This is a genomic window from Pseudomonas sp. 65/3-MNA-CIBAN-0223, assembly GCF_040310425.1.
Classification (GTDB): domain Bacteria; phylum Pseudomonadota; class Gammaproteobacteria; order Pseudomonadales; family Pseudomonadaceae; genus Aquipseudomonas; species Aquipseudomonas gregormendelii.
Window position 1 is genome coordinate 1 of the sequence record NZ_JBEOPV010000095.1, and the last position, 281, is coordinate 281.

Sequence of the window (281 nt, forward strand, 5' to 3'; positions counted from 1 at the left end):
CTACTACGCCGATCTCGTTGCGCACTTTGCCCGCAAGGAAAGGCCCGAATATCACTGCTTTATCGGCAGTCTGAGTTTCGAGATGGCCGAGCTGTGCCCGCCCATCTCGAATCGGCTCAGCGAGATACTTGAGCAATCCGTCTATCTGCTCGCGACTTGTCTGGAGCAGGCGCGCAGCGCTGGCGAGATCGCCTCCGACTGCGATTGCCCAGCCCTCGCGGAATTCATAAGCAATGCCTGGGAAGGCGCGCTGCTGCGCATGAAAGTGAGCGGCAACATTG

1 protein-coding gene is annotated in these 281 nt (G+C 59.1%); it reads left to right on the forward strand.

Annotated elements, in window-relative coordinates; translation table 11 throughout:
* A partial coding sequence (locus AAEZ09_RS28070; protein WP_350601607.1) for a TetR family transcriptional regulator C-terminal domain-containing protein occupies positions 1-281 on the forward strand: 281 nt, incomplete at both ends.